General features: G+C 69.3%; 29 protein-coding genes. 8 read left to right on the plus strand and 21 right to left on the minus strand.

From position 1 onward, the window contains the following. Positions 1-81: 81 nt before the first annotated feature. The 4 genes from ASF39_RS08880 to ASF39_RS08895 form a co-directional block, all read right to left on the minus strand. Positions 82-333, minus strand: coding sequence for a sulfurtransferase TusA family protein (locus tag ASF39_RS08880; protein ID WP_056282894.1), 252 nt, complete (start codon positions 331-333; stop codon positions 82-84). Positions 334-419: 86 nt separating this feature from the next. Continuing rightward, positions 420-854 carry a hypothetical protein gene (locus ASF39_RS08885; RefSeq protein ID WP_056283504.1) on the minus strand — a complete coding sequence of 145 codons (435 nt, stop codon included), beginning with the start codon at positions 852-854 and terminating at the stop codon, positions 420-422. Between the two features lie 189 nt (positions 855-1043). Beyond that, positions 1044-2411 (minus strand): glutamate--cysteine ligase, encoded by a 1368-nt coding sequence (locus ASF39_RS08890; RefSeq protein ID WP_056282897.1) that lies wholly within the window; start codon positions 2409-2411, stop codon positions 1044-1046. Positions 2412-2554: 143 nt separating this feature from the next. Further along, positions 2555-3307: a 16S rRNA (uracil(1498)-N(3))-methyltransferase gene (locus tag ASF39_RS08895; RefSeq protein WP_056282900.1), complete on the minus strand. Its 753-nt coding sequence runs from the start codon at positions 3305-3307 to the stop codon at positions 2555-2557. A gap of 297 nt (positions 3308-3604) precedes the next feature. On the opposite strand from ASF39_RS08895, the gene ASF39_RS08900 reads away from it, so the two are divergent. Then, on the plus strand, positions 3605-4063 hold the full coding sequence (locus ASF39_RS08900; protein ID WP_244472354.1) for a hypothetical protein: 459 nt from the start codon (positions 3605-3607) through the stop codon (positions 4061-4063). A gap of 10 nt (positions 4064-4073) precedes the next feature. Continuing rightward, a complete protein-coding gene (ubiA, locus tag ASF39_RS08905; RefSeq protein WP_056282903.1) occupies positions 4074-5021 on the plus strand; it encodes a 4-hydroxybenzoate octaprenyltransferase in 948 nt (315 codons plus the stop codon). A 13-nt stretch (positions 5022-5034) separates the two neighbouring features. On the opposite strand, the gene ASF39_RS08910 is transcribed toward ubiA, so the two are convergent. After that, complete coding sequence (locus ASF39_RS08910; protein WP_056282906.1) at positions 5035-5547, minus strand: DUF6101 family protein; 513 nt, start codon at positions 5545-5547, stop codon at positions 5035-5037. Between the two features lie 317 nt (positions 5548-5864). Between ASF39_RS08910 and ASF39_RS08915 the strand changes: the two genes are divergently transcribed. Beyond that, on the plus strand, positions 5865-6695 hold the full coding sequence (locus tag ASF39_RS08915; protein ID WP_082494454.1) for a 3'(2'),5'-bisphosphate nucleotidase CysQ: 831 nt from the start codon (positions 5865-5867) through the stop codon (positions 6693-6695). Between the two features lie 139 nt (positions 6696-6834). On the opposite strand, the gene ASF39_RS08920 is transcribed toward ASF39_RS08915, so the two are convergent. Next, positions 6835-7086 (minus strand): hypothetical protein, encoded by a 252-nt coding sequence (locus ASF39_RS08920; protein WP_055887766.1) that lies wholly within the window; start codon positions 7084-7086, stop codon positions 6835-6837. 194 nt (positions 7087-7280) lie between these two features. Continuing rightward, positions 7281-7490, minus strand: a complete 210-nt coding sequence (locus ASF39_RS08925) for a cold-shock protein (protein WP_055887763.1) — start codon at positions 7488-7490, stop codon at positions 7281-7283. A 289-nt stretch (positions 7491-7779) separates the two neighbouring features. Here ASF39_RS08925 and ASF39_RS08930 point away from each other — a divergent pair, with 289 nt between their 5' ends. Further along, entirely contained in the window at positions 7780-8169 is a 390-nt protein-coding gene (locus tag ASF39_RS08930) for a hypothetical protein (RefSeq protein WP_055887760.1), read from the plus strand. Between the two features lie 7 nt (positions 8170-8176). On the opposite strand, the gene ASF39_RS20390 is transcribed toward ASF39_RS08930, so the two are convergent. The 6 genes from ASF39_RS20390 to ASF39_RS08955 form a co-directional block, all read right to left on the minus strand. Further along, positions 8177-8395, minus strand: coding sequence for a hypothetical protein (locus tag ASF39_RS20390; RefSeq protein WP_056409316.1), 219 nt, complete (start codon positions 8393-8395; stop codon positions 8177-8179). Between the two features lie 227 nt (positions 8396-8622). Then, complete coding sequence (locus ASF39_RS08935; RefSeq protein WP_056282909.1) at positions 8623-8922, minus strand: hypothetical protein; 300 nt, start codon at positions 8920-8922, stop codon at positions 8623-8625. Positions 8923-9194: 272 nt separating this feature from the next. Then, positions 9195-10559 (minus strand): acetyl-CoA carboxylase biotin carboxylase subunit, encoded by a 1365-nt coding sequence (gene accC, locus ASF39_RS08940; protein ID WP_055887754.1) that lies wholly within the window; start codon positions 10557-10559, stop codon positions 9195-9197. A gap of 11 nt (positions 10560-10570) precedes the next feature. Continuing rightward, positions 10571-11044 carry an acetyl-CoA carboxylase biotin carboxyl carrier protein gene (gene accB / locus ASF39_RS08945; protein ID WP_055887751.1) on the minus strand — a complete coding sequence of 158 codons (474 nt, stop codon included), beginning with the start codon at positions 11042-11044 and terminating at the stop codon, positions 10571-10573. Positions 11045-11060: 16 nt separating this feature from the next. Further along, positions 11061-11525, minus strand: coding sequence for a type II 3-dehydroquinate dehydratase (gene aroQ, locus ASF39_RS08950; RefSeq protein WP_055887748.1), 465 nt, complete (start codon positions 11523-11525; stop codon positions 11061-11063). 118 nt (positions 11526-11643) lie between these two features. Next, positions 11644-12435, minus strand: coding sequence for a DsbA family protein (locus tag ASF39_RS08955; RefSeq protein ID WP_055887746.1), 792 nt, complete (start codon positions 12433-12435; stop codon positions 11644-11646). 200 nt (positions 12436-12635) lie between these two features. On the opposite strand from ASF39_RS08955, the gene ASF39_RS08960 reads away from it, so the two are divergent. Then, complete coding sequence (locus tag ASF39_RS08960; RefSeq protein ID WP_056282912.1) at positions 12636-13796, plus strand: aminotransferase class I/II-fold pyridoxal phosphate-dependent enzyme; 1161 nt, start codon at positions 12636-12638, stop codon at positions 13794-13796. Positions 13797-13799: 3 nt separating this feature from the next. After that, positions 13800-14504, plus strand: coding sequence for a DUF429 domain-containing protein (locus ASF39_RS08965; RefSeq protein WP_056282914.1), 705 nt, complete (start codon positions 13800-13802; stop codon positions 14502-14504). Between the two features lie 97 nt (positions 14505-14601). On the opposite strand, the gene ASF39_RS08970 is transcribed toward ASF39_RS08965, so the two are convergent. Further along, positions 14602-15582, minus strand: a complete 981-nt coding sequence (locus ASF39_RS08970; protein WP_082494455.1) for a TorF family putative porin — start codon at positions 15580-15582, stop codon at positions 14602-14604. A 453-nt stretch (positions 15583-16035) separates the two neighbouring features. Here ASF39_RS08970 and ASF39_RS08975 point away from each other — a divergent pair, with 453 nt between their 5' ends. After that, positions 16036-16407: a hypothetical protein gene (locus ASF39_RS08975; RefSeq protein ID WP_056282917.1), complete on the plus strand. Its 372-nt coding sequence runs from the start codon at positions 16036-16038 to the stop codon at positions 16405-16407. A 159-nt stretch (positions 16408-16566) separates the two neighbouring features. Here the strand turns inward: ASF39_RS08975 and fae are convergent, their stop codons facing one another. Beyond that, positions 16567-17106, minus strand: coding sequence for a formaldehyde-activating enzyme (gene fae / locus ASF39_RS08980; protein WP_055887735.1), 540 nt, complete (start codon positions 17104-17106; stop codon positions 16567-16569). Between the two features lie 171 nt (positions 17107-17277). Between fae and ASF39_RS08985 the strand changes: the two genes are divergently transcribed. Further along, entirely contained in the window at positions 17278-17496 is a 219-nt protein-coding gene (locus ASF39_RS08985) for a hypothetical protein (RefSeq protein WP_056282919.1), read from the plus strand. Between the two features lie 6 nt (positions 17497-17502). Here ASF39_RS08985 and ASF39_RS08990 read toward each other — a convergent pair whose 3' ends face one another. The 6 genes from ASF39_RS08990 to ASF39_RS09015 all read right to left on the minus strand — a co-directional run bounded on the left by ASF39_RS08990 (position 17503) and on the right by ASF39_RS09015 (position 24589). Continuing rightward, the gene (locus ASF39_RS08990; protein ID WP_200938192.1) at positions 17503-17934 is read right to left on the minus strand and encodes a hypothetical protein; all 432 of its coding nucleotides are present in this window, start codon (positions 17932-17934) and stop codon (positions 17503-17505) included. 82 nt (positions 17935-18016) lie between these two features. Further along, positions 18017-18388 carry a PIN domain-containing protein gene (locus ASF39_RS20395; RefSeq protein WP_244472355.1) on the minus strand — a complete coding sequence of 124 codons (372 nt, stop codon included), beginning with the start codon at positions 18386-18388 and terminating at the stop codon, positions 18017-18019. Continuing rightward, complete coding sequence (vapB, locus tag ASF39_RS09000; RefSeq protein WP_056282924.1) at positions 18376-18663, minus strand: type II toxin-antitoxin system VapB family antitoxin; 288 nt, start codon at positions 18661-18663, stop codon at positions 18376-18378. Before vapB ends, ASF39_RS20395 begins: the two co-directional genes overlap by 13 nt. A 58-nt stretch (positions 18664-18721) precedes the next feature. Continuing rightward, positions 18722-22474, minus strand: coding sequence for a methionine synthase (gene metH, locus ASF39_RS09005; protein WP_056282927.1), 3753 nt, complete (start codon positions 22472-22474; stop codon positions 18722-18724). Positions 22475-22560: 86 nt separating this feature from the next. Continuing rightward, on the minus strand, positions 22561-23484 hold the full coding sequence (gene metF, locus ASF39_RS09010; protein WP_055887715.1) for a methylenetetrahydrofolate reductase [NAD(P)H]: 924 nt from the start codon (positions 23482-23484) through the stop codon (positions 22561-22563). A gap of 55 nt (positions 23485-23539) precedes the next feature. Continuing rightward, positions 23540-24589, minus strand: a complete 1050-nt coding sequence (locus tag ASF39_RS09015) for a metalloregulator ArsR/SmtB family transcription factor (protein ID WP_056282930.1) — start codon at positions 24587-24589, stop codon at positions 23540-23542. Between the last annotated feature and the right edge of the window lie 131 nt (positions 24590-24720).

Here is a 24720-nt window from a genome sequence, read left to right on the forward strand (position 1 = left end):
CAAAGGCCGGGTACCAGACGAGATGGAGCACGATTGAGGCAGGCGTACCGGTTCGGTGCACCGGCATAGGGCGAACGGCCGTCACTCGGGCGCGAAAACCCGCGTTCCCCGGCGGATCGTGAAGCGGATGGCCTCGCCGTGCCGTCCCTGACCTTCGAGGAGGTCGCCCTCCTCCCGCACGAGGTGGGGAATATCGATCGCCGCTAGCGGATCGGTGCAGACGACGGCGAGGGTTCGTCCGGGGGACAGCCGGCGCAGGGCACGGCGGGTCTGGAGCACCGGCAGCGGGCACTTCAGGCCGGTGAGATCGAGTTCGACGAGATCGTCCGACATTGTCACCCGAACACTGGTCATCTCATGAAAAAGCCCCGCCGGGCGGTCGCGCCGGCGGGGCCTGTCTCGAGGGTCGGTCGTTACGGTCAGTAGCCGTAGCCGTAGGCCGGGTAGCCGTAGACCGGACGGGCGTAGCCGTAGCCGTAGACCGGGCGGGCATAGCCGTAACCACCGCCGTAGCCGTAGCCGCCACCGTAACCACCGCCGTAGCCGTAACCGCGGTCGTAGTAGCCGTAACGGGGAGCGGCGCTGGCGGCGAGGGCGCCACCGATGATGCCGAGGGCGGCACCGGCCGCCAGGGCACCGCCGACGCCGACACCGCGACGGCCGTACCCGCGACCGTAGCCACCGCCGTAGTAGCCGCCGCCGCGATAGCGGACCTCCTCCACATGGGCCGGCTGACCGGCGATCTGGTTGGCGTTCACTGCGGCCAACGGCGCGGCCTGCGACGGGGTGAAGGACCCGGCGGTCATGGCGACGGCGGTCGTTCCGGCGAGGGCGAGAGACATGATGCGCGACATGCGGAAAATCTCCATCTCTTGAAGTATGCTGTTTCTGCAACAGGCAAGATGAACCATAGCCGAACGGATGAGTTCCATGCGTGCGTGTGGACACGCCGTCATCGGATGCGCGCGGCTTGCCCGAGAAACGCGCGCGGCTCGCCCGAGAAATGCGCGCGGCTTGCCCGGGAGGCCCCGGGCAGGCGGCGCTCAGAACGTGCAGGTTCGGAAGGCGGGTTCGACGGACCGCTGCCATTCGCCCTCGAAGAGGGCCAGGCGCTCTTCGGCGAGGGATCGCCCGGCTGCGACGATCTCCTCCAGGGGGCGCAGATAGACGCACTCGTCGCGGCCGGTACCGTCGCGGCGACCGCGCGCCGACAGCCCGCGCCGTGCGATGGCCAGTGCTTCGGCGGCGACCGCACCGACGCTGCGGCCGCCCACGGTGGCCGCGAGCCCGAGGCGCGGCACGGTGGCGCGCAGGGAATCGCGCTCCGCCGACGTCCACTCCCGCACCAGCTCCCATGCGTCGGCGAGGGCGTCGGCGTCGTAGAGCAGACCGGTCCAGAAGGCCGCCTGCGCGGCGATCATCGCCGGACCGCCGACGTCCGCCCCGCGCATCTCGATGAAGCGCTTCAGCCGCACCTCCGGGAAGGCCGTGGAGGCGTGGTTGGCCCAGTCCGATACCGTGGCGTATTCGCCCGGAAGGGTGGCGAGCCGCCCCGCCATCAGGTCGCGGAAGGAGGCGCCCGAGACGTCGTGATAGGTCTCGCCGCGCTTGACGAAATACATCGGCATGTCGAGCAACCACTCGACGTAGGCGTCGTAGCCGAAGCCCGCCTCGAAGGCGCGCGGCAGCATGCCGGTGCGGTCGCCATCGGTATGGCGCCAGATCTCGGAGCGGCGGGAGAGGAAACCGTTGGGCCGCCCGTCGGCGAAGGGTGAATTGGCAAACAGCGCCGTCGCCACCGGCTGCAGGGCGAGGGCCACCCGCATCTTGGTGGCCATGTCGGCCTCGGAGGAGAAATCGAGGTTCACCTGCACGGTGGCGGTGCGCAGCATCATGTCGAGGCCGAGCGTGCCGACCTTCGGCATGTAGGCGGCCATGATTCGGTAGCGGCTCTTGGGCATCACCGGCGTCTCGGCCCGCGTCCACTTCGGGCTCATGCCGAGGTCGAGGAAGCCGATTCCCATGGGCTCGGCCACCGCGGCCACGGCGTCGAGATGGGCGCCGAGTTCGGCCATGGTGCCGTGAACGTCGGGCAGCGGTGCGCCCGACAGCTCGAACTGGCCGCCGGGCTCCAGCGAGATCGCGCCGCCCTCCGCGCCGGCCAGGCCGATGAGATGGCCGGCATCCTCGATTGCCTCCCAGCCCGTGCGACGGGCGACGCCTTCGAGGAGGGCGCGGATGCCGCGTGTCCCCTCGTAGGGCACCGGGCGGTTGTCGGCGCGGTAGAAGGGGATCTTCTCGTGTTCGGTGCCGATGGCGAACTGCGAACGCGGCTTCTCGCCGGCCGCAAACCACGCGACGAGTTCGTCACGCGTGGTGAGCGGCGTGGTGTCGGACGTATCGCGCGCCATGCGCTGCCTCACGAAAAAAGTACGGCGGAAAAAAGAGGACGGACCGTCCCCTTGCAGGAAGGCGCGCCGGATCGGGGCGGAACCGCCACGGCCGATGTGGGCTCCTTAGTCCAGCGGGCAAGGGCGGACAACGCGCCGTGGCATCAGCGTGTGTCGCCGAGCACCGACTGCACCAGCGCGAGTGCCACCACGGCGGCGGTATCGGCCCGCAGGATACGCGGCCCCAGCGACAGGGCGACCGTGTTGGGCCGCGCCGAGACCAGGTCGCGCTCCTCCCGCGAGAAGCCGCCCTCGGGTCCGATCAGCACCGCCAGCGGCGGCGGCGTGGCGGGATCGGCCGCCGCCCTCAGGGCGGCGATCGGATCGGCGATCGGCGCGTCCTCGTCGCAGAACACCAGGAGCCGGTCCGGGGCGAGGTCGGCGAGGGCCGCGGGCAGGCGCACCGCCGGCGGCAGGTCGGGAATGGCGAGGATGCCGCATTGCTCGGCGGCCTCGATGGCGTTGGCGCGCAGGCGGTCGGCGTTGATGGTCTCGCCCTGGGTATGGCGGGTGAACACCGGGCGGATGGTGCCGGCCCCCATCTCCACGGCCTTCTGGGCGAGGTAGTCGAGCCTCGCCGTCTTGAGGGGCGCGAACAGGTAATGCAGGTCCGCGGCCGCCGGCTGCGGCCGCAACCGCTCGCGCAGGTGCAGGTCGGCGCTCTTGCGGCCGGTCTGTGCGATCTCGGCGCGCCACTCGCCGTCGCGGCCGTTGAACACCAGCACCGGGTCCGTCGGCACCCGGCGCATGACGGTGAGGAGATAGTTCGCCTGCGCCCTGTCCAGGGGCAGAACCGCATCCGCCGACAGCGGCCGGTCGATGTAGAGGCGGGGCGCGGTGAAGTCGTAGGCGGCCATGGCGCGCTTGGTCGCGCGGTTGCCCGAGCCCTGTCAACGGCCGTGCGGCGCGGCGCGGAACGCGGCATTGCATAAATACAACACCGACCGGTTTTTGCGCCTTTGCCCACACGTCGGACGCTGCGATCGTTTGCGGCTCGAAAGACGCCACATTCCTATGCGGAAACGGGCGCTGATCGAGGTCGTCGCAGCGGACGAGCCGCCCGCGACCCATGGTGTCGCGACGGCGAGGTCGCTCGGGCTCGGGCATGTCGCCCTCGAGCCGGGCGAGGAGAGGGAGGTCTTGAAATGTCTTTCATGCGTATCGCCGTGGCGATGACGGCACTGCTCGGCGGTCTCGCGGCCGCCGGTCCCGCCCTGGCCCAGAGCGCCGAGTGCGGCGAGATCCAGAAGACGCTGCAGGCCCGCAAGGACCTCGTGGCCAAGGCCAACGTGGCCTCGTCGGCCAAGGTGAAGATGACGCCGCAGGCCGCCTGCGCCCTGTTCGGCAAGCTCCAGTCCAACGGCACCGAGGGCCTGAAGTGGATCTCCGCCAACAAGGAGTGGTGCTCGATCCCCGATTCGTTCGCCGAGGGCTTCAAGGCCGACCACACCAAGGTCGTCGGCATCCGCACCAAGGTGTGCAACGTCGCCGCCCAGGCCACCAAGATGGAGGCCCAGGCCCGCGCCCAGGCCCAGAACGGCGGCGGCGGTGGCGGCCTGCTCGGCGGCCCCGGCCTCACCGGCAGCCTGAAGATGCCGCAGGGCGCCCTCTGAGCCTGCCGGCGTGACAGCCCCGCCGGTCGTCGAAGACCGCGTCGCCGATGCGGTGAGCGGGCATTGGGTCGATCGCCGGGCACCACGCCCGGCGCGGCCCTACCTGCGCCTGGCGCGGATCGACCGGCCGATCGGCTGGTGGCTGCTGCTGCTGCCGTGCTGGTGGTCCTCGGCGCTCGCGGCGATCGCAGCGGGGCGTGCCCTGCCCGATCCCTGGCACCTTGTCCTGTTCCTCGTGGGTGCCATCGCCATGCGCGGGGCCGGATCCACCTACAACGACATCGCCGACCGCGACCTCGACGCGCAGGTCGCGCGCACCCGCAACCGCCCTCTCCCCTCCGGGCAGGTCCGGGCGCGACAGGCCGCCGTCTTCCTGGTGGTGCAGGCCCTCGTCGGCCTCGCCGTGCTGGTGCAGTTCAACGCCGTCGCCATCGCGGTGGGCGTGGCCTCGCTGGTCTCGGTGGCGATCTATCCGTTCATGAAGCGCGTCATGCCGATGCCGCAGCTCGTCCTCGGGCTGGCGTTCTCCTGGGGCGCGCTGATGGGCTGGGTCGCCCTGTTCGGTGGGCTCCAGGCCCCCGCGCTCCTGCTCTACGGCGGCACCGTCGCCTGGGTGATCGGCTACGACACGATCTACGCCCTGCAGGACATCGAGGACGACGAGATCGCCGGCATCCGGTCTTCGGCGCGGTTCTTCGGCGAGCGGGTCAGGCTGGCCGTGGGCCTGTGCTACGGCGCGGCTGCGGCCCTCGTCTTCGCCGCCGGCTGGCAGGCGGGCATGGGCATGGTCGGGGCGCTGGGCGTCGGCCTGTTCGCCGCCCATCTCGGATGGCAGGTCCGGCGTCTGCGCGCACGCGACGGGCACGGAGCCCTGGGCCTCTTCCGATCCAACCGCGATGCCGGCCTGATCCTGTTTGCCGGCCTCGCCGCCGATGCGGCCTGGCAGGGTCTTCTCTAACCTTCACCCGACCTCAAGACAGCGCGCCGCCGACGATCTCCGATTCGCCGCGGTGGATGAGCGGGCGCACGGGAAGCTGACCGGTCTTGCGCCGCACGAGGAAGCGGGGGCGCCGGTTGGTGAGGAACCCGTGGCGGCGACGCGCCTTGGTGGCCCCGAGGGCGACCGGGCCGATCTGGCGCGACACCGTGGCGAGTTCGCCGTCCTCGCGGACGATCATCCGCGGCAGGCCCGATTTCGCCGACACGTCGCGCCACAGCGCCACCACGTCGTCCTCGTCGAACGGGCCGAGGCGGCTGAGGGTGGCGCCGGCGGCATCGACGATCAGCAGGGCGAAGCGATCCTCGCCGCAGGTCTCGGCATCGCCCGCGGCGAAGCTGAGGGCGATGCCGGCGGGCGTGGCGCTACCGCCGATCCGCCCGAACATCGGCAGCCGCGAGACCACCGCATCGTGGGCGAGCGGCGCCACATCGTCCTGGACGATTCCGGCCTGGGCGCCGGCGGAGATGGTTGCGAAAGTCTTCATCGCGAGTATTGCCTTCTAGCTCGTGCCGGGCACAGTCGGGCTGTGCGTCATGACAAGAACATTGGCCTCGCAACTCCTCTGTCCTCCTTAAGAGCGACAGTTAAGCGATCGTGGCCGGGGTGAAAGCGGCCGGAATGCTCAACGGTTCCTTGCCTCGATCCGCGAAACGGGAAGGCACCCGCGGCGCCTGCGATCCTTGTGGCGTCCCCGGCGCCGCCCTACAACGCGACGGTAGCCGCCCCGAGTCACGTCGTGACCGGTCTTCGGCCGTTCACGAAAAGCCCTTCAGCCCCACCCCGATCAGTCCCCGGAGCCGCATGTCCGCCTCGATGTCCCCCGACGCCGCTCGGGCCTTGCTGCCGGCGCTGCGCGAGACGATCCGCGAGGCAGCCGATCTCGCCCTGCCGTTCTTCCAGGCGGGCGGCCAGACACGGGCACGGATCTGGTCGAAGGCCGGGGGATCGCCGGTGACGGAGGCCGATGTCGCCGTGGACACCTTCCTCAAGATCAGGCTGAGCGGCCTGCTGCCGGAGGCGGCCTGGCTTTCCGAGGAGACCGCTGACGATGCCGTGCGCCTCGGCAGCGATTTGGTCTGGATCGTCGATCCCATCGACGGCACCCGGGCCTTCCTGTCCGGCCATCCCGACTGGTCGATCGCCGTGGCGCTCCTGGCCGGCGGCGTACCGGTGCTGGGCTTCGTCCACGCGCCGGTACCGGACCGGTTCTACGAAGCGGTGGCGGGGGGTGGCGCCACCTGCAACGGCACTCCGATCGCGGCCTCGGCGCAGGCGGACCTCGCCGGCGCCCGGGTCACCGGACCCAAGCCGATGATCGAGCGGCTGGCACGGGGCGGGACACGGGACGGCGTGAAGCCGCCGATGGTGCAGGTCGACCGCGTGCCGTCGCTGGCGCTGCGCATCGCGCGGGTCGCGGAAGGCTCGATCGACGTCGGGCTTGTCTCGTCGGATGCCCGTGATTGGGACCTGGCGGCCGCCGATCTGCTTCTCACCGAGGCGGGTGGCGCTGTCACGGACCCCGGCGGCACCCCGACCGCCTACAACCGCCCGGATCCCGTCCACGGCGAGCTGGTCGCGGTCTGCGGCGGCCTGCGTCACGCCGTGATCGACGCCTTCGGCCGGCGCATATGAAAACCGCCACACTTTGCGGTGCGGCGGCGATGGTCGTTGCTATCGTATCGTGAAGGATCGGTCGCTACGCGTCGGGCTAGGCTTTTAGGGCCGAGCCTGCACGGACGGTGACATCACCGTCCGTCGGGCGTCCCGTCGATCAGGCCCGGACGCTTTCGCGCAGGGCGATCGCGGAAGGGGCGAGCCCGAAACGCTCGGCCAGATGCCACCGCAGTTCACGAGGCGAATGATAGTTGTAGGACCGATCGATCCGATCGGTGAGGTCGACGGCGCCATCGTTCAGGCTTTTCACGTCACCGGTCCGCGCCTGTTTCAGGCGGGCCACTTTGAAGGTAACCGCATCGGTCACGGGCGAACGCGCTCCGCGCTGGCGGGTGTATTCGAACAGCATGTTGTTGTGTGTTGGCTTTCAGGTGTCCTAGGAGGTCGCCCTCGGGCGACTCGCTCCAGATTTGCTTGGATATCGTCTGTCGTATGTGCCATCCGGCAACGATCTCCCACGGGAGAAGGTCGTCGGAAAGCGGAGACCGGTCTTATCATCCGGCGTGGTGACGCCAGCCCGATGGGCACGACGTCGGAGGGGCCTCAGGCCGCCTGGAGGTTTCCAGCCGAATCCTTGCCGCTGCGCTTGTCCGTCTGGATCTCGTAGGAGATCTTCTGGCCCTCGACGAGGTTGCGCATGCCAGCCCGCTCGACTGCGGAGATGTGAACGAACACATCCTTGCCGCCGTCATCCGGCTGAATGAAGCCGTAGCCCTTGGTCTCGTTGAACCACTTAACAGTGCCGGTATTCACGAATAAAACCTCGTATCGTTCACGTCCCCACCGTGGTGGCTCATCGCTGAGCGTCGCACGCCAGGGTATTTTCAGTCCTGCGGGAACAGCTAAGGTCTCGCACGCCGGCTGAGACAGGCGACCGCTCGACCTCGGCCCGCTACCCACTACTTAGGCTGAGGATGCGGCGGCAACAAGGCGTTTCGCCTGCATCCGCTGCCGCAGCCCCCCGAAACCCCGCAACCGGCCCCTGTGTTCTTCGCGCCCGGCTGTGCATATAAGAGTTCGGCCCCAGGCAGTTAGGCGATCCATGGCGGGTATTTCGGTTTCCCTCGAAGGCGCGAACATCCAGCTCTCCTTCCAGAAGGACGAGCAATCGACCGCCGTCGTGATGGACGCGCGGGCGGCCCGCGCCCTGGTGCGGGCGGTCGGCCATCTCCTCACCGCCATCGACGAACCGGACGACGCCGACACGATCGAGGACCTGAGCGACGAGGACATCGCCATGCTCGAGGTGACCTCGTCGGTGATCGAGGTGGGGACCGACGACAAGGGCCAAGCCGTCGTCGCCCTGCAGGCAGGTGCGCTGCCGCCTTTTCAACTGCGCCTGACGGACGAAGAGGCCCGTCACGTCGCGACGAGCCTCTCGGAGATTCTGAGTGCCCCGCGCGACGTTCGCGCCTCGCACGGGGACCATTGACGGGCGCCTACATTCTCACGCCGGGATCTGTCGGACCGCCGGGCAGGTAGTCCGGCTCGGAACCGGGGCCGCCGGGTTCGCCAATGCCGGGGTCGTCCACCGGGTAGGGAGACCGGGGGCCGGTCGGCCCGATGTCGGGGTCCTGGTCGGGGGGCGGTGGCATCGGCAGGTCGCCGGGGATGCCGCCGGGCAGGGGCTCTGGGATCGGTAGGCCTGGGTTGGCCATGGATTACCTCCTCTCGATCCGGGGTTGTGCGGGGTCAACCGATGCCCGCCGCAGGGGTTCCCGATTCGCGGCTCGCGAGCGCCGGTGCCCCGACCCGCCAGTCTCCTCGCCCGACCGCGGATTGGGCTCCGGATCAGGGCTCGGTCTGCACCAGACGCCGGAACGCGAAAGGGCCGGCCCCTCTCGGAGCCGGCCCTTCACCCGGAGATGATCGAGGGCGATTTGGCTCAGCGAGCCGGGCCGCCCGAGGTGTTGCCGGTGTTGGGGACGGTGCGGTTGTTCTGGTCGGCGTTGCCGCCCTTGGCCGAATCGCCAGCACCCATGCCGGCCGCACCGGGAGCGACAGGCGCCGCGTCCGGATTGGGAGCCATGCCACGGGTCGAGGGATTGTCGATCGGACCGCGGGTGGTGCTGCCGGCCTGCGGAACCGCCCGCTCAGGCTGGCTCACGTTGCCCGAGGGCGACTGGGCGAGGACCGGGGTCGCCGCAACGAGGGCAGAAGCGATCACGAAAGAAGTCAGACGCATCGGTAGGGTCCTTAACGGTCGAACGGGCCACCCTGAAACGCACGACAGCGTTTCCCCTGTGGCATCGCGGCAAGAACGATCCCGGCAGGGCCGTTGTTCCCCCCGTGACAGAACATCGGGCGTCGGCGTCAAGATCGCGGTCCGCCTGAAACACCCCACGAAGTGCGAAACTCGCCGGAGACCTGATTGCATCGTCCCGCGTGGTGTTCCCGGGCACGGAAAGCCTTGACGACCCAGGGGCCTGACCTTGGATCGGCCGCGCCCCGAGCCGATCAGCCGGCCGTCTGCGCGTCGAGGCCGCCTTCTTCCAGGAAACGCTCGAGCCAGTGGATGTCGTAGGCCCCGGCCTGCACCTCGGCATTGCGCACGAGGGTGCGGAACAGGGGCAGCGTGGTGTCGACCCCGTCCACCACGAACTCGTCCAGCGCCCGGCGCAGGCGCATCAGGCACTCGTTGCGGGTCCGCCCGTGGACGATGAGCTTGCCGATGAGCGAATCGTAGTGCGGCGGGATGCGGTAGCCCTGGAACACCGCCGAATCGACCCTGACCCCGAGGCCGCCCGGGGGATGGAAATAGGTGATCAGGCCGGGCGAGGGCCGGAAGGTGGCCGGGTGCTCGGCGTTGATCCGGCATTCGATGGCGTGGCCGGAGACCGAGATGTCGTCCTGCGTCACCGACAGCGGCAGGCCGGCCGCCACCCGGATCTGTTCGTTGACGAGATCGATGCCGGTGATCATCTCGGTCACCGGATGCTCGACCTGGATGCGGGTGTTCATCTCGATGAAGTAGAAGCGCCCGTCCTCGTAGAGGAACTCGACTGTGCCGGCGCCGAGGTAGCGCAGTTCCTGCATCGCGCGGGCGCAGATGCCGCCGATCTCTTCGCGCACGCCCGCGTCGATCACGGGCGAGCCGCCCTCCTCCCAGACCTTCTGGTGGCGGCGCTGCAAGGAGCAGTCGCGCTCGGCCAGATGCACGGCGTTGCCCTGCCCGTCGCCCAGCACCTGCACCTCGATGTGGCGCGGCGTCGTCAGATACTTCTCGAGGTAGACCGCGTCGTCGCCGAAGGCGGCCTTGGCCTCGGTGCGGGCGAGGTTCAGGGCCTCCTCGAGTTCGGCCTCCGATTGCGCCACCTTCATGCCGCGACCGCCGCCGCCGGAGGCCGCCTTGACGAGGACGGGATAGCCGATCTCGGCGGCGACACGCTTGGCCTCGTCGGTGTCGGTGATACCGCCCTCGGAACCCGGCACGCAGGGGATGCCGAGGCGCTTGGCCGTGCGCTTGGCCTCGATCTTGTCACCCATGATGCGGATATGCTCGGCCTTCGGCCCGATGAAGCCGATGCCGTGGTGGGCCAGCACCTCGGCGAAGCGCGCGTTCTCGGAGAGGAAGCCGTAGCCCGGATGGACCGCGTCCGCCCCGGTGATCTCGCAGGCCGCGATGATGGAGGGGATGTTGAGGTAGCTGTCGCGGGCGGACGGCGGCCCGATGCAGACGCTCTCGTCGGCCAGGCGCACATGCATGGCATCGGCATCGGCGGTGGAATGCACGGCCACCGTGGCGATACCGAGCTCCTTGGCCGCCCTCAGGATCCGCAGGGCGATCTCGCCCCGGTTGGCGATCAGGATTTTCTCGAACATGTGGGCGCCCGTCACTCGATCACGAGGAGCGGCTCGCCGAACTCGACCGGCTGGCCGTCCTCGACGAAGATCGCGGTGACGGTGCCGGCGCGCGGCGCGACGATCTCGTTGAAGGTCTTCATCGCTTCGATGAGCAGCAGCTTCTCGCCCGCGGCGACCACCGAGCCGACGTCGACGAAGGCCTTGGCGTCCGGCGACGGCCGCCGATAGGCGGTGCCCACCATCGGCGACGGGAGCGCACCCGGATGCGCGGCCGCCGGCTTGGAGCGCTCGGCACCCGGCCCTGCCAGGGGCGGCGGGGGCGGCGCGGGGGCGAGGGCCACGGGTGCCGGCGCGGCGACCTGGACCTGGACCGGCTCGATCCGGCGGACCACGCGGATGCGCAGGTCGCCTTTCTCGATCTCGATCTCGGTGAGGTCGGTCTCGGTGACGAGATGGGCGAGCACGCGCACGAGCTCGGGGTCGAAGGGATCGTTCTTGGACATCGGGTCGGTCTTGGACTCAGGCGAGAGTGGGGGAGGCGGCGGCGCGCGCCGCGATGATGTGCGCCAGGGCGTCGAGGCCCAGCGCATAGCTATGGGGGCCGAACCCGCAGATCACCCCGGCGCAGACGGGGGCGATCAGCGAGACGTGCCGGAAGGCCTCGCGGGCGTGGACGTTGGAGAGATGCACCTCGACGGCGACGACGCCGCTGCCGGCGATGGCGTCGCGAAGGGCGATCGACGTGTGGGTGTAGGCGGCCGCGTTGATGAGAACCCCGGCGCCGGCCCGGCCGGCGGCCTGGACCAGGCCGACGAGATCGCCTTCGCAGTTGGTCTGGTGGAAGCCGAGCGCGACCCCGAGCGCGTCGGCGCGCAGGCGCAGGTCACGCTCGATGTCGGCGAGGGTAGCGCTGCCGTAGATCCCGGGCTCGCGCGTGCCGAGCAGATTGAGGTTGGGTCCGTTGAGGACGTGGATCGGGATCATGACGTCGCGTTCAGGAGCGGTCGGGCGGACTGGCGCCGCCACGCCGGGCGGTCCCGGCGTGGATCGGTGAGGCGGGCGCGGGCCGGAAAGGCCGGCCCCGCCGCGGAGCGAGCGGGGATCAGCAGCTCGCGTGGCCGCACTGGCGCACGTCGGCGATGGTCTTGCGGATCGGCTCGATGCCGACGGCGCCGGGGATGATCTCGTCGCCGATGACGAAGGCGGGCGTGCCCGAGAGGCCGAGCTTGTCGCCCAGGCCCACGTTCTCGGCGAGCGCGGCCTTCACCTCGGCCCCTTGCGCGTCCTTGGCGAGACGGGCGACGTCGAGGCCCATCTCCTTGGCCACCGCCATCGCCTTCTCGGCGGTCACCCGGCCCTTGCTCTCCAGGAGCTTGGTGTGGAACTCGAACAGCTTGTCGCCCTTCAGCTGCTGCTTGGCGGCCAGCGAGATCTTGCTCGCCTCCAGCGATTCGGCGCCGAGCACGGGGAAGTCCTTGAGGACGACGCGCAGCTTGGGGTCCGACTTGATCAGCGCCTGGATGTCGGTCAGCGCCTTGCGGCAATAGCCGCAGTTGTAGTCGAAGAACTCGACCAGGGTGACGTCGCCGTTGGGATTGCCGGCCACGACGCTGTGGGGCGAATTGACGAGGGCTTCGCGGGACTCCTTGAGAGCCGCGCCCTGCGCGAGCTTCTGGGTCTCCTGGGCGCGACGCTCGCCCTCGGCGATGGCCTCCTGCAGCACGTCCGGATTCTTGACGAGGTAGTCCTTGATGATCGCCTCGATGGCCTGGCGCTGGCCGTCGTTGAAGACGCTCGTCCCGGCCTGCGGCGTCGTCTGGGCCGATGCCGCGGAGGCGGCGAGGACGAGCGGGCCGGCGACGAAGGCGGCGATGAGGGAACGGGGCAGCGTCATGTGTCCTCGGCTTCTGGTCGCGGCAGGTGGCGTGGCGCCCCGCCTTTGGATGCGTCGGTAGTGCCGGGGTTAGGCGTTTTCGCGGCGCCCGGTCAAATCACCTTGCCGTCCGCGCGCCCGGCCATCGCAGCTCCGGGCGAACGGCGCGGGATACGCCGCGGGTGCTTGGATCGTCGCGCGAATGGCGCGATAGCTGCGCCATGACGGTATCCCACCTCTCCCGCCGCGCCGCCACCGTGGCGCCGTTCCTCGCCATGGACGTCATGAGCGCCGCCGCCGCACGGGAACGGTCGGGCGCGCACGTCGTCCACATGGAGGTCGGCCAGCCCTCGGGACCGGCCCCGCGGGCGGTGATCGCCGCCGCCCGCGGGGCCCTCGAGAGGGGGCAGCTGCCCTACACCGAGGCCCTCGGCCTGCCGGCCCTGCGCGAGCGCATCGCCCGGCATTACCGCGACACCCACGGCGTGACGGTGGCGCCCGGGCGCGTCGTCGTGACGACGGGATCCTCGGCGGGCTTCGTCCTCGCCTTTCTCGCCCTGTTCGACGCCGGCGCACGGGTGGCGGTGCCCGAGCCCGGCTATCCGGCCTATCGCAACATCCTGCGCGCGCTGGACATCGACCCGGTGCCGTTGCGCCTGCGCGCCGAGAACCGCTTCGCGCCCACCGGTGCCGACGTGCGCGCGCTTCACGCGACGGGCGCGCTCTCGGGACTCCTGGTGATGAGCCCGGCCAACCCGACCGGCACGGTGATCGCCCCCGACAGGCTGGCCGAACTCGGCCGGACCGCGCGGGACCTCGGCATCCCCTTCATCTCCGACGAGATCTACCACGGCCTGTCCTACGGCCTTCCCACCGACACCGCGCTGCGGAGCGAACCGGACGCGGTGATCATCAACTCGTTCTCGAAGACCTGGTCGATGACCGGCTGGCGCATCGGCTGGATGGTGGTGCCCGAGGCGCTGGTCCGGCCGGTCGAGCGCTTGGCGCAGAACCTCTTCATCTCGCCGCCCTACCTGTCGCAGGTGGCGGCAACGGCCGCCTTCGACGCGCACGAGGAGGTCGAGGCGACCCGCGCCGGCTACGCGGCCAACCGCAGCCTGCTCCTCGACGCCCTGCCGGGGCTCGGCCTCGGCCGCATCCATCCGGCCGACGGCGCCTTCTACCTCTACGCCGACGTGTCGCAGCTGGCCGACGACGCCTCCGCCTTCTGCCGACGCATGCTGGCGGAGGCCGGCGTGGCGGCGACGCCGGGCCTGGATTTCGACCCCGTCGAGGGCGGGCATCACGTCCGCTTCTCGTTCGCCGGGTCGCGGGACGATTGCGAGGAAGCGGTGCGCCGGCTGCGGGCCTGGCTGGCCTGAACGATGGCGTGGATCGCGGGCGCGGACGGGTTCAAGAGCCGGTGGTGCGTGGTGCTGCAGGATCTCGACACCGGTGAACTGCGCGTCCGTATCGTGCCGACCTTCGCCGGCTTGCTCGATCTGGCCGAGCGCCCCTCGGTCGTCGCCGTCGATATCCCCATCGGCCTGCCGGAGGTCACGCTTGCCGGCGGCCGGGCCTGCGATGCGGCCGCGCGGCGGCGGCTCGGCCGGAGAGGCGCCAGCGTGTTCTCGGCTGTCGGACGCATCGCCCTGGCGGGCGCGAACCGGGCCGAGGCCGATGCCTTGAACCGGGCGCACGGTGGGATCGGCGTCGGCGCCCAGGCCTGGGGCCTCGCCGACAAGCTCAGGCAGGCCAATGCGGCGATGACGCCGGAACGCCAGGACACGGTCCGGGAGGTCCATCCCGAGGTCTCGTTCTGGGCGATGAACGGCCGCACGCCGATGGCTGACGGCAAGAAGTCGGCGGCAGGCGCCCTCGCACGGACGGATGCGCTCGCGGCATCCGGCTTTCCCGAAGCCTTCGTGCGTCGTGCGCCCAGCGCGAGGCCACGCATCGGCCCGGACGATTTCCTGGATGCCTGTGCCGCCCTGTGGAGCGCCCGCCGGATCGCCGCCGGCAGCGCCGAACGCCTGCCGGCGGCGGAGGACCGCGACGCGCGCGGTCTCGATCAGGCGATCTGGTTCTGAAGAGCCGGCGTCCGCTCACGCGATCCGCCGGCCCCTTCCTTCGCGCATCGGATGGCTGCGAAAGCCGGCAACCACCTTCCGGTCCGATGCGATCGGCTTACCGAAACAGGTTCAGGAGGCCGCCGGGCTCGGCGTAGATGCCGGGCGCGGCGGTGGAGGTCTGGAAGGTGATCGAGCCGATCACCGCCTCGCCGCACCACTTCGAGGTGCCGCCGTTGGTCAACTGGCGGAAGTCGCCCGTGAGCGCCGCGCACTGGCGCTTGTCGAGGTCGGTGTCGTGGTAGCGCACGTCGAGGGTGATGTTCTTGTAGGTGTAGGACAGGCCGACGTTGCCGTAGAGGTAGCTCGGCAGGTTGAACGACGGGAAACGGCCCGGCGCGGTGCTGCCGAAGGCGCCTGTGGCCGAACTCTTGGCGCTGCCGAGGAAGAAATAGCCGACTTCGCTGGAGAGCGAGAAGCCGCCGGCATAGGCCTCGGGCAGGAACGGGAACAGGGTGGCCGGCAGCAGGTAGGCGGCGGTGCCGGAGGCGTAGGTGCTGTTGGCGTGGGTGCCGAGGAAGTTGGGCGAAAAGAACACGTTGGCGCCCAGCGTCAACGCATCCGTGGCCGTGTAGAGCACCTTGCCGGCGGCCTCGTAATAATCGGTGTTGGCGGTGGTGAACGGCGTGATCCCGTCGGCGTTGAACAGGCGCGTCTCGTTCGGATAGAAGTAATATAGGATACCGAGATCGAAGGCGAGCTTGCCGAACGTCGGCCGAATACCGGCGACGAGATCGAACTCCATGTCCGGCCTGGTCGGCAGGCGGGTCTGGTAGGTGGCGAAACCGGCGTAGGCGAAGTTGTTGAGGAACTGCGCCTCGAAGAAGGTCTGGTAGCTGCCCTGCAGGTTCGACTGCGACACGCCGCGGAAATTATAGTCGGTCTGGTAGCGCGAGCCGAACGAGAAGCCGATCAGCGGGTCGGGCGCCTTGGCCTCCACCGGCATCACCTTGGGGGCGGCGAGATCGGCGGCGACCGCCGGGAACGAGAGGCCGAGCCCGCAGAGGGCGGCCAGGGACAGTTTCGTGACGGTGCGCATACCCAAGATCCCCTCGCCCGCGTTGGTCGCCGGGCCGTTGTCGGCAGGGCGTCGCCGTCTCCCGCGAACCCGCCGAAGCCGGAACGCGATGTCGTGCGATCTCCTGATGAGGGATCAGCGTATCCGTGGGTTCTTAAGCGACAAACCCGACGGGCGGACACATCTGGTGAAATTCAATGCAATCCGCCCAGCAAACCGCCAAGTCGTTCCGCCGGCCAGAGAATGAAAAGCACTGTTGCCACAATGCCGCATCGATCGTCGTGCCTCCGGGGTGGCAGGAGGTCTAGGCGAACTCGTCGATGTTCGTGATTCGGGCACCGCAGGCCGATCAGGGGCGCGGACGGGTCCGAGGGACGACAGGCCGAATGGACATCGGCGGATCGCGCGTCGCATCCGACGCGTTGGACGCCCGGAGCGTGCGTGGGCACGGCCGGCAACAGGGACGGGACCGGGATGGAGGCTGAACTCGCGCGGATGGTCAGGCAGGCGGCGGCGGATGCGCGCCGACGGGCCATGGGCTTTCCCGGATCGACCAGCGGGGACGACCTCCCCTGGGCGGTGACGAAAGCCTTCGACGACAGCGTGCGCGGCCATGTCGAGCGCGATCCGGGGATCGAGGACGAGCGGGACGGCGTGCTCGTCGCCGCCGTCGATCTCGCCGAGTCGGATCCGGAGGATGGCGACGAGATGCACCCGATGCTGCGCAAGCTCCTGGATGCCATCGACAGTCTCGAGCGGGTGACGCTGAGCCGGGGCGTCGTCAATCGCAAGGCGGCGGCCGCAGGCTACGGCACGGCCGGCCAGCGCCTCGCCCCGGCGAACTGAGCCGGTTCGGGCTGGCAGGCCGACGCTTCACCCTGCTCGGGTCCATGGTCTGTCGCGGGTCGTCGACGCGAACCGGCGACCACTCTTGCGACACCGGCTCGGTTTCGCTCCCCGACCCGAAACGGACCGTCGCGAGGGTGCCGGGGCGGGACGGAGCGATCAGTACTCGATCACGTCTTCCAGGGCGTAGTGCTTCACGGTCTTGCGGTTGGCGATCAGCTCGTCGATCGTCGGCTCGCCCTTCATCGCCCGGGCGATGGCGAGTTTCGTCGCCTCGTAGTTGGTGCGATAGAGATCCTTGCGGTCGAGGTTCTCGTCGCTGCCGCAACGCTCGTCGAGCCAGATCGTGATGATCATGCACAACTCGTCGAGGCCGTCCTTGGGCAGGACGCCCTCGATCACGCAGTCGACGATCGCGTCGCCCGTGGCCGCCTGAACCACGCCGCCGAGAAGCTCGGCGTATTCGGCGGTGTGGATCGTGACCTTGGTGGTCATCATCGTGGACGGGCGCACGAGCTGGTTGAGGTCGCGCACCACGAACATGCGGGTGTGGCCCTGGACCTGTCCGAGCATGCCGGCGAAGGCGTGTCCGACGGGCCCGCGGGTGGAGCCGATCAGCACCTCCGGCATCGCGTCGGTGAATTGACCCTCGGCGGCGAGCACCGTCGCCTCGCCGGTGCGGAACCAGATCTCGGACATCGTCAGCCACTCCTCAACGTCCGCGACGGCGGCACGCGCGGGCGCACAAACACCGCCGACGCACCCGAGGTCAATCGCGCAGGGACCGTTCAAGGGCGATGATCGACAGAACCGCCCGGATCGTCCATTCAGGTCCGGCTTCGGGCGGGATGAGCCGGGGCGGGAGGCGTCATGACCGGGCCACAGACGGAACGCGACTGGAGCCTGTCGGTGGCGCCGTCGGCGGATGGGGTGCGACTGGCCCTCGACCTGAAGGATCTCGGCGGCCAGCCGTTCACGGCGATCCTGTCGCTCGACCCCGTCGAGGCCCGCCACCTCGCCCGCGCCCTCCTCGCCGCGGCCGGCGATGCCGCGGAACGGACGTTTCCCCGCCCGCCGACGGTGGACTGAGCGCCGCTACCGGACGCCGACCTGGCTGCGGCCGGGCAGGCGCGGCACGGTGGTGCCGCGCGGCTCGATCGGCTCGGCGCAGGCGTAGGCGAATTCGGTCTGGAGGTCGGTGAAGACGATCTCGCCGGTGATGCGGCACTGCTCGCGCACGGTCTCGTCGAGGTAGGCCCGCGCCGCCGCCCGGAACCGCTTGGGACGGCTCGCCTCCGGCGACTCGCCGTCGAGGCCGCAGCCGGCGATCTCGCGCGGCCCGTTGGAGACGATCAGCATGCGCCGGGCCCGGCGCTGGTCGTAGACCTCGTAGGGGTCGTTGCAGCCGATCGTCACCACCTGCGGCGTCAGGCTGACGTAGGTCTTCGAGATGTAGGCGAAGCCGGTGCAGCCGCTCACCGCCGAACCGAGCACCAGGACGAGCGGAACCGCCAGCCGCTTCCCCATCACCGACACCCGCCTCATCACACGCGATCCCCGCCGCATTGGAACGGCCGTGCTTCCCCGGTCAAGCCCGAGCGGGCGGACCTTACCCCGCTTCGTCTTCGCAATTCTCCACCGGAAGATCCGGGACGCGCGAGAATTCGCGGGTGTTGCGCGTGACCACCACCAGGCCGCGCTGCAGGGCCTGGCCGGCGATCAGGACGTCGTAAGGGCCGATCGGCGTCCCGGAGGCGGCGAGCGCGGCGCGGATTTCCGCGGCTCGCTTGGCGTCGGCCGACGTGAGGTCCAGGATCGGAAAGCGAAGGCGTTCGAACTGCTCGATCGCCCGCTCGGTACGGACGGCGCGATAGGCCTCATAGAAAAGCTCATGCGCGACGATGACCGATAGACAGATGTCGCGGGGATCGATCCCCCGGACCGTCTCGGAGACGCGCGGATGCGGTTTCAGGAGAGCGATGACGACATTGGTGTCGACGAGGTACTACACTCGAACGCCGTGTCGAGTTCCGGGCGCTCCTGTTGCGGGACGTCTTCCTCGATCGCCGCAATGACATCGTCATCGATCGGCCCGATGGTTTTCAACCACGCCCATTCGTCCCCGACGAGCGGCTCGAGGATGACGGCGTCGCCCTCGCGCCGAATCCGCACCGCGGCGGCGTCGAAGCGGAATTCCTTGGGCAGCCGCACCGCCTGGGAGCGGCCGGACCAGAAGACCTTCGCGATATCGCCCATGGGCGCCTCCTGCCATGTCTCGCCAGAGACATAGCAGGAGAGGCTCGGGCCGTCCGCCCTACTCGGCGGCGACGGCGAGGTAGCGCGCCGGATCGTAGTTGAGGATCGGGCCGAGCCAGCGCTCCACAGCGACGAGGTCCATGCCCTTGCGGGCCGCGTAATCCTCGACCTGGTCGCGCTCGACCTTGGCGACGCCGAAGTAATGCGCCTCCGGATGCGCGATGTAGAGGCCCGACACCGACGAGCCCGGCCACATGGCGTAGCTCTCGGTGAGCTTTACGCCGATACGCGGCTCGGCCTGCAGGAGGTCGAACAGGGTGACCTTCTCCGTATGGTCGGGCTGCGAAGGGTAACCGGGAGCCGGGCGGATGCCGTCGTATTCCTCCTTCGAGAGGTCTTCCGGCGCATAGGCTTCGTGCGGCGCGTAGCCCCAGAACTCCTTGCGCACCCGTTCGTGCATGCGCTCGGCGAGCGCCTCGGCGATGCGGTCGGCGAGCGCCTTCACCAGGATCGAGCGGTAATCGTCGTTGGCCCGCTCGAACCGCTCCGCGATGCGGACCTCCTCGAGACCGGCGGTGACGACGAAGCCACCGACGTAGTCGGCCACGCCCGAGCCCTGCGGCGCGACGAAATCCGACAGGCAGGTGTTGGCGCGCCCGTCGCGCTTCGACAGCTGCTGGCGAAGGCCGTGGAAGGTGGCGAGCGTCTCGCTGCGGCTGTCGCCGGTGTAGAGCCTGATGTCGTCACCGACGGCATTCGCCGGCCAGAAGCCGAGGATCGCCTTCGGGTTGAACCAGCGCTCCGCGACGATCTGCTTGAGCATGCCCTGAGCGTCGTCGAACAGGGCCCTGGCGGCCGGGCCCTGGTTCGGGTCCTCGAAGATCGCCGGATAGCGGCCCTTGAACTCGTAGGTCTGCAGGAACGGCGTCCAGTCGATGTAGGGTACGAGGTCGGCGACCTCGTAGGTGCGGAACACCCGCGTGCCGGTGAAGCTCGGGCGCACCGGCGTGTAGCCGGACCAGTCGATCTTGAACGGGTTGGCGCGGGCCTTGGCGAGCGACAGGCGCTGCTTGTCGAGCTCGGAGCGCGCGTGGGCGTCGGCGACCTTCTTGTACTCGGCCCGGGTCTTCTCGATGGTGGCGTCCCGTGTCTCCTTCGACAGCAGGCTCGACACCACGCCGACGGCGCGGCTGGCGTCGGTGACGTAGACGGTCTGGCCGCGGGCGTAGGACGGGTGGATCTTCACCGCGGTATGGACGCGGCTGGTGGTGGCCCCGCCGATGAGGAGCGGCACGTCGAAGCCCTCGCGCTCCATCTCGGCGGCCACATGCACCATCTCGTCGAGCGAAGGCGTGATCAGGCCCGACAAACCGATGATGTCGACGTTCTCCTTGCGGGCGACGTCGAGGATCTTGGCCGCCGGCACCATCACGCCGAGATCGATGATCTCGTAGTTGTTGCAGGCGAGCACGACGCCGACGATGTTCTTGCCGATGTCGTGGACGTCGCCCTTCACCGTCGCCATCAGGATCTTGCCGGCGGCCTGGCGCTTGCCGTCACCGCCGTTGGCGAGCTTCTCCGCCTCCATGAACGGTTCGAGATAGGCCACGGCCTGCTTCATCACACGGGCGGACTTCACCACCTGCGGCAGGAACATCTTGCCGGACCCGAACAGGTCGCCGACCACGTTCATGCCGGCCATGAGCGGGCCCTCGATGACGTGGAGCGGGCGCGCCACGCCGAGCCGCGCTTCCTCCGTATCGGCGACCACGTATTCGGTGATGCCGTTCACCAGCGCGTGCTCCAGCCGCTTCTCCACCGGCGCCTCGCGCCACGACAGGTCGGCGGTCTTCGCCTGGACGCCGCCGCCGGACTTGAAGCGCGCCGCCGCATCGAGCAGGCGGTCGGTCGAATCGTCACGGCGGTCGAGGACCACGTCCTCGCAGAGCTCGCGCAGTTCGGCCGGCAACTCGTCGTAGATCGCGAGCTGGCCCGCGTTCACGATGCCCATGTCCATGCCGGCCTGGATGGCGTGGTAGAGGAACACCGCGTGCATCGCCTCGCGCACGGGCTCGTTGCCGCGGAAGGCGAAGGACAGGTTCGAGATGCCGCCCGAGATATGGGCGTGGGGCAACGTCTGGCGGATGATCCGGGTCGCCTCGATGAAGGCGACGCCGTAGCCGTTGTGCTCCTCGATGCCGGTGGCGACCGCGAACACGTTGGGATCGAAGATGATGTCTTCCGGCGGGAAGCCGATCTCCTCGGTCAGGACCTTGTAGGCCTTGGTGCAGATCTCGACCTTGCGCTCCAGCGTGTCGGCCTGGCCCTGCTCGTCGAAGGCCATCACCACGACCGCCGCGCCGTAGGAACGGCAGATCTTGGCGTCGGCGACGAACTTCTCGATCCCCTCCTTCATGGAGATCGAGTTCACGATCGCCTTGCCCTGGACGCACTTGAGCCCGGCTTCGATGACGTTGAACTTCGAGGAATCGATCATCACCGGCACGCGGGCGATGTCGGGCTCGGCCGCCACGAGGTTGAGGAACTCGACCATCGCCTTCTCTGAGTCGAGCAGGCCCTCGTCCATGTTGATGTCGATGATGCTGGCCCCCGCCGCGACCTGGTCGCGAGCGACATCGAGCGCCGCGGCGTAGTCGCCGGCGGTGACGAGCTTCCTGAACTTGGCCGAGCCGGTGACATTGGTGCGCTCGCCGACGTTCACGAAGGGGATCTCCTTCGTCAGCGTGAACGGCTCCAGGCCCGACAGGCGCATCAGCGGCGCGATCTGCGGGATCTTGCGCGGGGCCTTGTCGGCCACGGCCTGGGCGATGGCGCGGATGTGGTCCGGCGTGGTGCCGCAGCAGCCGCCGACCATGTTGACGATGCCGCCCTCGGCGAACTCGGCCACGAGCTTGGCCATCGCCTCCGGGCTCTCGTCGTAGAGGCCGAACTCGTTGGGCAGGCCGGCGTTCGGATAGGCGCAGACCAGCGTGTCGGCGATGCGCGACAATTCGCTGATGTGGCCGCGCATCTCGCGCGCGCCGAGGGCGCAGTTGAGGCCGATGGTGAGCGGAGCCGAGTGGCGCAGGGCGTTCCAGAACGCCTCCGGCGTCTGACCCGACAGGGTGCGGCCGGAAAGATCGGTGATCGTCCCCGAGATCATGATCGGGAGCTTGAGCCCGAGTTCGTCGAACACCTGCCATGTGGCCGCCACGGCGGCCTTGGCGTTAAGGGTGTCGAAGATCGTCTCGATCAGGATGAGCTCGGCGCCGCCCTCGATGAGGCCGCGGACCTGTTCGGCATAGGCGGTCTTGACCTCGTCGAAGGTCACGGCCCGATAGCCGGGATTGTTCACGTCCGGCGAGATCGACAGGGTGCGGTTGGTCGGGCCGATGGCGCCGGCCACGAAGCGGCGGCGGCCGTCCTGAGCTTCGGCCAGGGCCGCGGCCTCGCGGGCGAGGCGCGCGCCGTCCCGGTTCAGCTCGTGGACGATCGATTCCATGCCGTAGTCGGCCTGGGCGATGGTGGTGCCCGAGAACGTGTTCGTCTCGCACATGTCGGCGCCGGCGAGGAAGTAATCGAGGTGGATCTGCCGGATCGCGTCGGGCTGGGTCAGGATCAGGAGGTCGTTGTTGCCCTTCTGGTCGTGGGAATGGTCGAGGAAGCGCGACCCGCGAAAATCGGCCTCGCCGTAGCCGAGACGCTGGATCACGGTGCCCATCGCCCCGTCGAGGACGAGGATCTTCTCGGCCGCCCGCTGGCGCAGGGCCGCTTCGATTTCGGTGCCGTCGACGGGGCGCAGATCGGTCATGGGGTCTCTCGGATGTCGTGGGATCTCCCCTCCCCCGTGTGGGGAGGAGATGCGCCTTGTTCGTCGAACTCGGGTCTCACGCGACTTTAGGCGGCCGCCTTCTGCACCGCCACCTTCGGTCCCTGCGAACGCAGGCCGAGCAGGTGGCAGATGGCGTAGACGAGGTCGGAACGGTTCATCGAATAGAAGTGGAAGTCGCTCACGCCGCGGTCGACGAGGTCGAGCACCTGCTCGGCCGCCACCGCGGCCGCCACGAGGCGGCGCGTCTCGACGTCGTCCTCCAGGCCCTCGAAGCGGGCCGCCAGCCAATACGGCACCGAGGCGCCGGTGCGGCGGGCGAAGTTGGCCGACTGCTTGAAATTCTGCACCGGCAGGATGCCGGGGATGATCGGGATGTCGATGCCGGCCGCGCGCACCTTGTCGACATAGCGCAGGTAGATGTCGTTCTCGAAGAAGAACTGGGTGATCGCCTGGTCGGCGCCGGCATCGACCTTGGCCTTCAACGCGTCGATGTCGGCGTCCAGGGACGAAGCCTCGGGGTGCTTCTCGGGGTAGGCCGAGACCGAGACCTTGAAGTCGCCGATGCGCTTGATGCCGGCGACGAGGTCGGAGGTCTGCGCATAGCCGCCCGGATGCGGCCGGTAGGCGGTGCCGATGCCGTCCTGCGGGTCGCCGCGCAGGGCCACGATGTGGCGCACGCCGGCATCCCAATAGGATTGCACGACGGCGTCGATCTCCTCGCGGCTGGCGTCGACGCAGGTGAGATGGGCGGCGGGCTTCAGGCCCGTCTCCTTCACCATGCGCGCCACCGTGTTGTGGGTGCGCTCACGGGTGGAGCCGCCCGCGCCGTAGGTCACCGAGACGAACTTCGGCTGCAGCGGAGCGAGGCGCTCGATCGACGACCACAGGATCTTCTCCATCTCGTCGGTCTTCGGGGGGAAGAACTCGATCGAGACGCGGATCGGCAGGTAGCCGTCGCGGCTGGCGCGGTGCTGTGAGGCGTTGGGCATCGGTTCGTCCTCTTCGTCGATCGTCGGTCAGGGCCGTCGGCGTCGCTTGAAAAAATCAGGCCGCGGTCAGGGCCAGCTGGTCTTCGGGCAGAATGTCTTTGGCCAAGATGTCGTCGGGCGAAATGGCGGATCGGGACTCGGCGGCCAGCCAGAGGGTCACCGTCAGGAGGTCGCCGGCCTCACCCGAGGGAACGAGGTGGCGAATCGCCACCGATCCGAGCCCGGCGTCGGCCAGCCAACCCGATACCTGTTCGGCGGCAAAACCGAGGCGGCGGTGGGCCTGCGTCTCGCGCAGGAACTCGTGGTCGTGGGACGCGAAGTCCACCACGAGGAGGCGCCCCCCCGGCGCTACCAGCCGTGCCGCCTCGCGCAGGGCGCGGGTCGGGTCGTCGAGGTAGTGCAACACCTGATGCACCAGCACGAGGTCGAAGCTACCGCGGCCGAAGGGCGGGGCGTGGATGTCGCCCTGGCGCAGGTCGACCCGCGACAGGCCGGCACGCTCGAGGTTGGCGCGGGCGACGGACAGCATGGCATGGCTGGAATCGAGGCCCGTGGCGCGCTTGGCGCGCGCCCCCAGCAGCGACAGCATGCGGCCCGTGCCGGTGCCGAGGTCGATGAGGCTGTGGATCGGACGCGGCCCCAGCACATCGAGGACGGCTGCCTCCACCACCGCTTCCGCCACATGGAGCGAGCGCAGGCGGTCCCATTTGGGCGCGAGGCGGGCGAAGAAGCTCTGGGCGGCCTCGGCGCGCTGGGCGCGCACCGCATCGAGGCGCGCCTTGTCCTCCGACAGCGGCGGGCTCGCCCGGTCGAGGCCGGAGATCAACGGCTCGATCAGGCCGGCACGGTCCTCGGCCAGGCGAAAGAACGCCCAGGCCCCCTCCTTGTGGCGCTCGACGAGGCCGGATTCCACCAGGAGCTTGAGATGGCGCGAGATCCGCGGCTGCGACTGGCCGAGGATGTCGGTGAGATCCGTCACTGAAAGCTCCCCCCCGGTCAGCAGGGCGACGATGCGCAGCCGCGTTTCCTCCGCGGCCGCCCGGAGGGCGCCGAGGGCATCGGCGAACCGGATCGTTCCGGCCATGCTCGGGCTCTCATCAGACATAAAGATATCTTTATGTTAGTTATGAGCCGGGTGCAAGGGCGTTCCGAGGATCGTCGGCGGGGTGGTTTTCTCGGGCACCCCGTTCGTTTTCCCCGGCGCCCCGCGTTTCTTGCGGACCCCCGCGTTTCGTT

The organism is Methylobacterium sp. Leaf108 (assembly GCF_001423265.1).
GTDB lineage: Bacteria > Pseudomonadota > Alphaproteobacteria > Rhizobiales > Beijerinckiaceae > Methylobacterium.

What these genes read in the sequence shown, in the direction of transcription:
- ASF39_RS08970 (WP_082494455.1), bottom strand. Translation starts at nt 15,582, where the DNA reads ATGCGCACCGTCACGAAACTGTCCCTGGCCGCCCTCTGCGGGCTCGGC.
- ASF39_RS08910 (WP_056282906.1), bottom strand. Translation starts at nt 5,547, where the DNA reads ATGAAGACTTTCGCAACCATCTCCGCCGGCGCCCAGGCCGGAATCGTC.
- metH (WP_056282927.1), bottom strand. Translation starts at nt 22,474, where the DNA reads ATGACCGATCTGCGCCCCGTCGACGGCACCGAAATCGAAGCGGCCCTG.
- ASF39_RS08935 (WP_056282909.1), bottom strand. Translation starts at nt 8,922, where the DNA reads ATGCGTCTGACTTCTTTCGTGATCGCTTCTGCCCTCGTTGCGGCGACC.
- ASF39_RS08955 (WP_055887746.1), bottom strand. Translation starts at nt 12,435, where the DNA reads ATGACGCTGCCCCGTTCCCTCATCGCCGCCTTCGTCGCCGGCCCGCTC.
- ASF39_RS08960 (WP_056282912.1), top strand. Translation starts at nt 12,636, where the DNA reads ATGACGGTATCCCACCTCTCCCGCCGCGCCGCCACCGTGGCGCCGTTC.
- vapB (WP_056282924.1), bottom strand. Translation starts at nt 18,663, where the DNA reads ATGGGCGATATCGCGAAGGTCTTCTGGTCCGGCCGCTCCCAGGCGGTG.
- ASF39_RS08920 (WP_055887766.1), bottom strand. Translation starts at nt 7,086, where the DNA reads ATGCTGTTCGAATACACCCGCCAGCGCGGAGCGCGTTCGCCCGTGACC.
- fae (WP_055887735.1), bottom strand. Translation starts at nt 17,106, where the DNA reads ATGTCCGAGATCTGGTTCCGCACCGGCGAGGCGACGGTGCTCGCCGCC.
- accC (WP_055887754.1), bottom strand. Translation starts at nt 10,559, where the DNA reads ATGTTCGAGAAAATCCTGATCGCCAACCGGGGCGAGATCGCCCTGCGG.
- ASF39_RS08895 (WP_056282900.1), bottom strand. Translation starts at nt 3,307, where the DNA reads ATGGCCGCCTACGACTTCACCGCGCCCCGCCTCTACATCGACCGGCCG.
- ASF39_RS20390 (WP_056409316.1), bottom strand. Translation starts at nt 8,395, where the DNA reads ATGGCCAACCCAGGCCTACCGATCCCAGAGCCCCTGCCCGGCGGCATC.
- metF (WP_055887715.1), bottom strand. Translation starts at nt 23,484, where the DNA reads ATGCCCAACGCCTCACAGCACCGCGCCAGCCGCGACGGCTACCTGCCG.
- ASF39_RS08930 (WP_055887760.1), top strand. Translation starts at nt 7,780, where the DNA reads ATGGCGGGTATTTCGGTTTCCCTCGAAGGCGCGAACATCCAGCTCTCC.
- ASF39_RS08985 (WP_056282919.1), top strand. Translation starts at nt 17,278, where the DNA reads ATGACCGGGCCACAGACGGAACGCGACTGGAGCCTGTCGGTGGCGCCG.
- ASF39_RS08915 (WP_082494454.1), top strand. Translation starts at nt 5,865, where the DNA reads ATGTCCGCCTCGATGTCCCCCGACGCCGCTCGGGCCTTGCTGCCGGCG.
- ASF39_RS08890 (WP_056282897.1), bottom strand. Translation starts at nt 2,411, where the DNA reads ATGGCGCGCGATACGTCCGACACCACGCCGCTCACCACGCGTGACGAA.
- accB (WP_055887751.1), bottom strand. Translation starts at nt 11,044, where the DNA reads ATGTCCAAGAACGATCCCTTCGACCCCGAGCTCGTGCGCGTGCTCGCC.
- ASF39_RS08990 (WP_200938192.1), bottom strand. Translation starts at nt 17,934, where the DNA reads ATGGGGAAGCGGCTGGCGGTTCCGCTCGTCCTGGTGCTCGGTTCGGCG.
- ASF39_RS08880 (WP_056282894.1), bottom strand. Translation starts at nt 333, where the DNA reads ATGTCGGACGATCTCGTCGAACTCGATCTCACCGGCCTGAAGTGCCCG.
- aroQ (WP_055887748.1), bottom strand. Translation starts at nt 11,525, where the DNA reads ATGATCCCGATCCACGTCCTCAACGGACCCAACCTCAATCTGCTCGGC.
- ASF39_RS08900 (WP_244472354.1), top strand. Translation starts at nt 3,605, where the DNA reads ATGCGTATCGCCGTGGCGATGACGGCACTGCTCGGCGGTCTCGCGGCC.
- ASF39_RS08965 (WP_056282914.1), top strand. Translation starts at nt 13,800, where the DNA reads ATGGCGTGGATCGCGGGCGCGGACGGGTTCAAGAGCCGGTGGTGCGTG.
- ASF39_RS09015 (WP_056282930.1), bottom strand. Translation starts at nt 24,589, where the DNA reads ATGTCTGATGAGAGCCCGAGCATGGCCGGAACGATCCGGTTCGCCGAT.
- ASF39_RS08975 (WP_056282917.1), top strand. Translation starts at nt 16,036, where the DNA reads ATGGAGGCTGAACTCGCGCGGATGGTCAGGCAGGCGGCGGCGGATGCG.
- ASF39_RS08885 (WP_056283504.1), bottom strand. Translation starts at nt 854, where the DNA reads ATGTCGCGCATCATGTCTCTCGCCCTCGCCGGAACGACCGCCGTCGCC.